Origin of the sequence: Sphaerochaeta sp. UBA5836, assembly GCF_002432845.1 — a bacterium.
Lineage (GTDB): Bacteria > Spirochaetota > Spirochaetia > Sphaerochaetales > Sphaerochaetaceae > Sphaerochaeta.
This window is the reverse complement of sequence record NZ_DJGW01000107.1, coordinates 31,612-39,630: the sequence shown is the minus strand read 5'-3', so window position 1 is coordinate 39,630 and position 8,019 is coordinate 31,612. Positions and strand designations below refer to the sequence as shown.

Here is an 8,019-nt window from a genome sequence, read left to right as displayed (position 1 = left end):
GTTGTCCCCGATTCCCAAAGTTCCTGCAGCAGCTATCGGGCCCGGAGTAGGGGGAATGAGAACATGGCTGGTGTACAAACCGGCCGAAAGGGCTACGGTCATGGCAACCGACGAGAACTGGGTCTTTTTGCGAAGTGCCTTTCTGATGGGGTCGAGAATGACAAAGCCGCTGTCACAGAACACGGGGATGGAAACCACCCAGCCCATGATTTCCATGGCAAGCTGTGGATGCTTGCGCCCTACGAGCCGAACGACCATTTCGGCAAGTTTCAGTGCTGCACCGGTCTTCTCCAAGATAGTGCCGATGAGGGCTCCAAGGATGATGACGATACCGATGCTGCTGAAAATTCCACTGAAACCGGAACCTATGACACCAGGAATGTCTTTCAGGGGCAGGCCGATGACAATGGCAAGGAGCAGGGAGACTCCCATCAGTGCGAGGAACGGATGGACGTTCCATTTCGAGATGGCCAGGATCATGATCGCGATGGCGATTACAAACGTGATGATCAATGCAATTCCAGACATGAACAACCTCCTCATGGTTTTCATCCAGTATACCACCGGTATGGACAAAAGAAAGAACTATGTCGTATATCCAGTACCTAAAAAAAAGGATGAATTGAATCAGTTGCTTTACCATTTGTCATATGCCCAAGTACGATAAGATGATGCTAGACCCTTCTGAAAGGCAGGCTTTCAGTACCCTCTCCCTTGAGATGGTAGTCGAGAAATTCCCGTACCGCGGCATTGGTGATTTCCATGCAATAGCGAGGATCAACGCTGCCGGTACCCAGCAAGGAAGCAAGCAAGGGCGAAACGAGGGGGAGGTCAGTGAAATTCAGGTGCCCTGAACCGTTGACGACCAGCTGGAATGCCTTGGAAGCATGTTCCTGCATTCTCATATTTGCGTAGTCCAAGCCTATTGATTTTGCATCTTCGTAATGGCTTTCGTTGAATACATCCAATATCGGTTTGGGGTAGGGAACATCGGTCACTACCTCCTTTCCCTGCTCGAAACCCACGATTTCGCCCATCAGCGTACCGTCAAGTACAATTACTGCATCGATAGCATCGTCCTCGCGTCCAATCCACGCTGCGGTTGCACCACCCATCGAATGTCCGAGTACCCCGATTCGCTCGATATCCAACTGGTGAAAGACTTCGTTGGAGGTTGGAAGGGCAACCTGTTTCCTTATCTGATCCAGTACGAATGCCATATCGGAGGAGCGCAAGGCCATCCAATCTTTTTGTAGATGATAGAGTTCTTCACCTGTGATTTTTCCATTCTCCACATCCATGGCTGTTCGGATGAATCCGCTGTCGCCAAGGATTACCGTTCCATCCGCTTCTTTGGTCATGAATGCCTGATGCGTATGGTCGATGCTTGCAACGATATACCCGTTGCCAGCCAATTCCATGAAGGTGGAATGATTGCTCATTCTATAGCCGAAGGCACCGTGGGAAAATACGACCAAGGGGAAAGGTCCTTCCAATACGGGTGCATTCTCTTCTGCGGTGAGGGCAGGATACCAAAACTGTACAGTTACCTTGCGATAATCCGACTCAGCTGTGAACGAGTCCTCTCGGCTTTCATCAATCCAGGTATAAACCATTGTACCAACCGCATTGCTTGCGGTTCGTTGCAAAGGGGTGGAACGGGGAAAAAGAAGCAGCGGAATTACAGCCAACCCAAAAAGCATGGTGCCGCCCACCAGATTGCGAACAGCATTTCCTTTTTTCTGGGCTTTCGGTGATGTTCTCCGGAATAAGACAAGCAGTGAAATCAATGCCCTGATGGCAAGCAGAGCACCCAAGCCATACCACGCAAATCCCCATGGAATGATTCGAACAGTGACAAGCAGAACAAAGAGTAAGAAAAGAGTAATGCGTATGCGTGGAGTGTTTTGTCCCCAGCGTTCTCGATTTCTTGTTTCTGTGGCATACATCACCACTTCCAAGCCACATAGTCCAAAAAAAATACCGATAGCTAGCATTCAATTTCCTACCTTATTTCGTGTGCTGTGCAGTAAAAGCAATATGGGCCTCAGCGAGGATGCTCTCGGCCTCGCCAGGTTCCAATCGGACGAACCCGGTTGCGGCCATCGAGGCGATGCCATGGGTGAAAATGAACATTTTCATGTAGAAACGTTTTGCCGACTCCAAGCTGATATGCATCGCAGTCGATAGGTTTTGTGCGACCTCCAGATTTTCCGGATCATCATACATATGCGAAAATCCATGGAGGTCCATCACCTCGCTCATAAACAAGAGCCTGAACAGGTTGCTCTCATTGCGGGCGAAATTAATGTAGCATTCACCAAGTTTTCTAAATGAATCGCCGCCCTGCATTGCCTGTGCGGCATAGTGATCGAAATACTTGGCTGCATAAGCATGGAAAGCTTTCTTCAACTCATCCATGGTTTCGAAGCGGCTGAAAATTGGTTGCGTCGAACACCCAAGTTCTGCGGCCAGGCTGCGGGCGTTGACATGTTCGAAACCATGCTCCCGGGTAAGGCGGAACGTGGCTTCGAGAATCATTTCTTTGGTGATTTTCTGTCTTGGTGCCATTCTGTATCCCTCCTCAGTAAATAATAACAAAAGATATATAACATATGTAATATAGATAGGCGATACAGTCAATGCCCCGAGGGGCAAGTGGTAGGAATTGGATAGGTCAATGCTTCCAGAAGTGTTTTGAGAACAGGACGTAGACAGTGAAGAGCTCCAATCGGCCGACGAGCATGAGAAATGAGCAGAACCACTTGATCCAAGCGGGGAGGAAGGCAAAATTGCCGGTTGGCCCGACGTCTCCAAATCCGATGCCGATGTTGCCCAAGCAGAGGAAAGAGGCCGCAAAGCTGGTAAGTGGATCGGCTCCACTGAGCGAAATCACCACAGTTCCCACCACGCCGGTGAGGATGTACACACCGAAGAAGGTTGCGATGGATACCAACAGGTCTTCACGGAAGGTGGTCTGTCCCACCCTGACCTGGAAGACCCCCCTTGGGTGAATCCTGTGCTTTATCTGCGCCCTTCCCATCTTGAAAAGGGCTACGATGCGAATCACTTTTACACCACCGCCTGCTGATCCAGCCGATCCTCCTACGAAGAACAGCAAAAAGAGCAGAACTTGGGAGAAAGCGGGCCAATTGATGTAATTGGCGGTTGCAAAGCCTGTGGTGGTAAGAATGGATGCAGTCTGAAATGTGCTGTACCGCAGCGATTGGGCGAATGAAGCATAGGTGTTGGTGGAAAAAAGCTTCATCGCGGCCAGAAGCGATACCACCGCCCAAATGCCCAGGTACACCCTCAGCTCCCCATCCTTCAACACCGAAGAGATTTTTCCACTGAGTGCCTTATAGTACAGAGCGAAGTTGGCTCCGCTGATCAGCATGAACAAGGTGACTACAATGTCGACGTAGGCGCTTCCGAACGTTCCGATCGAGGAGTTTTTTACACAAAATCCTGCTGCAGCCATGGTGGAGAAGGTGACCGTTACGGCATCGTAGAGGGAAAGTCCTCCGAGCAAAAGCAGGATCGTTTCCATGCAGGAGAAGCCAATGTAAATGGACCAAAGAATCAGGGCGGTGTTTTTGATTTTCGGTGTCAGCTTGTCTTTGGTGGGACCAACCGATTCTGCTCCGACAAGCAGTGCCCCACTGACGCCCAGAGCCGGAAGCAGGGCCACGAAGAGCACGACGATTCCCATACCTCCAAGCCAGTTGGTCTGAGACCTCCAGAAGAGTATCGCCTTGGGCAGGCTTTCGATTTCAGGCAAAACAGTTGCCCCGGTGGTGGTGAAGCCGCTCATGATTTCAAAATATGCACTGCTGTAGTCGACATAGGCTCCGCTTGCCGCCAAGGGGATTGCAGAAAAAGCTGTTGAGATTATCCAGGTAAGGGTGACTACCAGATAACCATCCCTGGCATACATAGCCTTGCTTTTGGGTTGCCTGATCACCAGCAATATGGCGGAACAGAACATCGCAATGGCAAGGTATGCTATAAGAAAGCCTTGCAGAGCGTCTGCTTCCTGATAGTGATAGGCAAGACCGGTGGGAATGAGCATTAAGATACCGATGAAGAGCTCTATGTAGGCAAGCAGGCGAAGGTCAAGTCTCCAATTGATCATATACTGTTACCCGAAAAGCTTTTGAATGAATTCAGACGAATCGCGCATGACGGCCACCAATACGGTATCCCCTTCCTTCAGGGTGGTAAGGCCGGTGGGAATAGAGCTGTTGCCCTCTTTGTCGGTCACACCTGCCACAATGGCTTTCTTTCTCATATTGATATCCTTCAGTTGCTTGTTGCACACCAAGCTATCCTTACTGACGATGAATTCGTAGATTTCCAATTGGTCGTTGAACAACGAATGAACACTCGTTACACTCTTTCCTCTCAAATATCGGAGTAGAGATTCGACGGTGGTATCGGTGGTGGAGATGACAACATCGATGTCGAGATAGCTGGCCATACGTGTATAGTTGTTGTTCTGCTTGATCAAGGCGATCGATCGATCCACCCCGATGCGTTTGGCATAGCTTGCAGTAATGATGTTCAATTCATCGTTGTCGGTCAGTGCAACGAGCAGGTCATACGAGCCGAGCTGCTCCTCGGCCATAATATCCTCATCAGTGATGTCGGCCTTGATGACCAGGATTTCACGGAAGCGTTCGCTGAAAGAACGGCAGACCTCCTCATCCTGGTCTACGACTGCCACCTTGGACCGCATGGCCGGGCTCATTCGGTTCAGCAACGCTCTTGTTATCCTGCTGGCACCTACGAGCACCATGTTGTTCGGCCGTTTTTGCAGTTGTCCAACAGTCTTGAGAATGTCGGTGACTTCCTCTGATTCTGCTACAATGGATAGGGTGTCGCGTGCCTGGATGGTCGTATTGCCCGATGGGACGATGACCAAACCTCTGCGGTTGATGGACGCGATGACAAATTCAGCTTGAAGCTTGTTTCTCATCTCCGTGATGGTTGAGCCGACATACGAGCTGAATGGTTCAATGTAAAAATTATAGAGGAGCAACTTGGAATTGGAAAAGCCTAGAACGTTGCCATTGACCCCTTGTTCTATGATTTTGTAAATGGATTTAGCGGTTTCTGCATTGGGATTGACGATATAGTCGATACCCAGAAGGCCTTCCTTCAGTCCGTCGGCACCAGTGTATATGAGAGAACGGATTGCTGCTACTGTTTTTACCTGTGGATATGAGGAGGACACCAAACCGCAGGAGACGAGGTTTATCTCATCACTGTTGGTTACGGCGATGAACGCCTGTGCGTGCTCGATATCGGCTTCCATGAGCTTTGCAATATCGGTGCCGTTGCCCAGAATTCCCAAACAGTCAAGCTTGGTGACGGCACTTTCGATGCGTTCATGGGAGTTGTCGATCATCACCACATCCTTGCCATCGACGATCAACTGTTTCGCCAATCCCAACCCGCGTCTTCCTGCTCCCAGGATGATTACCTTCTTGCTCGTATCAAGCTCCTTCCTTTCCATTTTCAGGAAATTGCGATGCTACCCCATGATGATAGCAGAACCTTCCTAAAAGCTAAAGGCCTTGGGTTTGTTACGAATATAGGATACTAACTTGATATATAGTTAGGAAATAATGGAAATCAAATGCTTTTTCATATTTCTAGTTGACAAGATTTTCCATTTCCCCTATAGTTGGTAGGAAATTCGACGCAGGGTGGAGCAGTTGGCAGCTCGTCGGGCTCATAACCCGAAGGTCGTAGGTCCGAGTCCTACCCCTGCTAAATAGTTGGCTGATGAATGGACTGTTGAATGTACAAAGGTACACAGCAGGACGGTGATTCCTGATTCTACCAAGCTTTTGGGCAACTTGTTGAGGTGACATTGGTCACACGGCGGGTTGCCTTCCTTTTTTATTTGCCCTCATACTTTTGACAAGATTTGTATATGTTGATACAATACCAGAATATGGACGAAAACACGCCTGCACTTGCACTCGCGGTGGATGCCAAGCATTCACTTGCCGTATATGCCTATTCCTATCATATGGACATGCGCCTCACCATATCGCTGGAGAATGATGATTCGGTTTTTTCATCGGTTCATATCCAACCCATGTATTGTCCTTTTACCGGCAGGCGGGTTGGCAAAAGCAGCCAGGATGTCCAATCCTTGATCCAGGGACTCTCCCTCAAGGGTTCCAATGGGAAGCTGCTTTATCACTGCTGCAGACTGGACGGCTCTCAGCTGATTCTGCAAGTAGGCGAACAGAAGGCTTCTCTTGCTCTTCACTACGATATGCTTACCGGTAAGAAATACTGATAAAATACGCTTTGTTCCAGCAACAACCCTAACATTGCAATCTCTGTCCCATGCGGTATGATGAAAGAAAAGCCACAGCCAAGGAGCGTATTTTGCAGTCCAAGCAACGTTGCATCGGAATATTTACCGCCAATCTGGACGATGAGTACCAATCGGCGCTCTGGCATGCCATGGAGCAGGAAGCAAAGAAACGCAATATCGGTACGATTTCCTTTATTGGTTCCCGCCTTGGCTCGCCGATTGCAAGTGAAGCATCGTCAAACCTTGCCTACCATATCGCCAGCGAGAAGAATATCGACGGACTGATCATCATAGCTTCCTCGTTGGCCACCTTTTTCACAACAGTCGACTTGAACAAGTTCTTCTCCCCTTGGTCGGCATTGCCCCGGGTCTCCATCGGCATGAGGATGCAGGGAATGAGCGATATCACCGTGGAGGGCGAGGAGGGCATTGCCACACTGGTGCAACACCTGATCGAGGTTCACCACCGCCGCCGGTTCGCCATCCTTAAAGGGCCCGAAACCCATGAGGAATCGATACGAAGGCTGCATGCCTGCATCGAGGAGCTCAAGGCGCATGATATTGCAATTGAACCTGATATGATTATGCCCGGAACCTTTACCGATGTAGCCGGGCATGATGCAGTTCGGTATTTGTTGGACAATCATCGAACGTTCGACTGTCTTATCTGCCTTAATGACTGGATGGCCCAGGGGGCCTTGGAAGAGCTGGCTTCATTGGGGATCAAGGTGCCTGACGACGTGTCGGTCATCGGCTTCGATGGATTGGACCCGTCCCGCTATACGCTTCCCCCACTGACAACCGTCGTCCAGCCGCTCTATGAGATGGGCGTGCTTGCCATTGATGTACTGGACAGGATCATGGCGGGAGGGGAAGAGGAGCACATCACCCTTGCCTGTGAAGCAGTGATCAGGGAGTCATGTGGATGCAATCCCCATGTCAGCTATACCCCGGGTTTGCATGAACTGCCCAGCTATGCAACGGTATCGGAGCGACTGGCGGTGCAGGACCTGCTGCGCCTGATGCGCCTCGGCGATTATCATCAGATGATATTCCGTCTCAATCGGGCACTCGATGCAACCGCAAGCGAAAGCGGCTCGATGCACCGCTGGAATGAGTATCTTTCTGTAATAGAATACAAAACGAGTGTGGAAAGCGATTTGAGCCCAAAGACCCAGGCGATGCTCATCGGAGCCGCCCGGGCGTTGATCGGTGACAAGATCGGACGCTTTCAGGCAGCAAAGCGGGTGGCTGTCGAGAGCTCGTTTGACTCACTGCGCAAGGTGAGCGCCATGCTCAGCGGCACCTTCGAACTTGAGCAATTGATAATCAATCTCAAGCAAAGCCTCCATTTGTTCGGCATACACGAAGGGTATCTGGTCCAGTTCCTCAATCACTCCGATCAAGTGCAATTGTTGATGACCGTCCAGGACCTGGACAACGAACAGGCGTTTGCCGAGCCGTATCCGGCAGAGGAAATTCTTCCCCCGGTCTTGGGAAAGCAGTGGAAGCAACGACGCTGGGTCCTGCTCCCGCTTGTGTATACCGATGAGCCGCTGGGCTATTTGCTGGTTCCCTTCGGCATGGTGATGCCCGCTCTGTATGATGTATTGCAGGAGCAGGTTGGCAGTACCTTCAAAGGCTCGTTGCTGCTCGAGCAAATACGCAAGCATGAGAGAAAT

General features: G+C 50.3%; 7 protein-coding genes and 1 tRNA gene. 3 read left to right on the top strand and 5 right to left on the bottom strand.

Going from position 1 to position 8,019, the window contains the following annotated elements:
- The 5 genes from B3F49_RS10590 to trkA all read right to left on the bottom strand — a co-directional run.
- Nucleotides 1–528, bottom strand: a 528-nt coding sequence (locus tag B3F49_RS10590) for a GntP family permease (protein ID WP_293910910.1), incomplete at its 3' end; no start/stop codon positions are given.
- Nucleotides 529–674: 146 nt separating this feature from the next.
- On the bottom strand, nucleotides 675–1,616 hold the full coding sequence (locus B3F49_RS10585) for an alpha/beta hydrolase family protein (protein ID WP_293893375.1): 942 nt from the start codon (nucleotides 1,614–1,616) through the stop codon (nucleotides 675–677).
- Between the two features lie 394 nt (nucleotides 1,617–2,010).
- Entirely contained in the window at nucleotides 2,011–2,571 is a 561-nt protein-coding gene (locus tag B3F49_RS10580; protein ID WP_293893372.1) for a TetR/AcrR family transcriptional regulator, read from the bottom strand.
- Between the two features lie 106 nt (nucleotides 2,572–2,677).
- Nucleotides 2,678–4,135 (bottom strand): TrkH family potassium uptake protein, encoded by a 1,458-nt coding sequence (locus B3F49_RS10575; protein ID WP_293910908.1) that lies wholly within the window; start codon nucleotides 4,133–4,135, stop codon nucleotides 2,678–2,680.
- Between the two features lie 6 nt (nucleotides 4,136–4,141).
- A complete protein-coding gene (gene trkA / locus B3F49_RS10570; protein WP_293893366.1) occupies nucleotides 4,142–5,518 on the bottom strand; it encodes a Trk system potassium transporter TrkA in 1,377 nt (458 codons plus the stop codon).
- A gap of 187 nt (nucleotides 5,519–5,705) precedes the next feature.
- On the opposite strand from trkA, the gene B3F49_RS10565 reads away from it, so the two are divergent.
- From B3F49_RS10565 to B3F49_RS10555, 3 genes are all read left to right on the top strand, one after another.
- Nucleotides 5,706–5,778: transfer RNA gene (locus B3F49_RS10565), tRNA-Met, on the top strand.
- A gap of 184 nt (nucleotides 5,779–5,962) precedes the next feature.
- Complete coding sequence (locus B3F49_RS10560; protein WP_293893363.1) at nucleotides 5,963–6,316, top strand: hypothetical protein; 354 nt, start codon at nucleotides 5,963–5,965, stop codon at nucleotides 6,314–6,316.
- A 50-nt stretch (nucleotides 6,317–6,366) separates the two neighbouring features.
- Nucleotides 6,367–8,019: LacI family DNA-binding transcriptional regulator (locus tag B3F49_RS10555; protein WP_293910906.1), on the top strand; the 1,653-nt coding region annotated here is incomplete at its 3' end.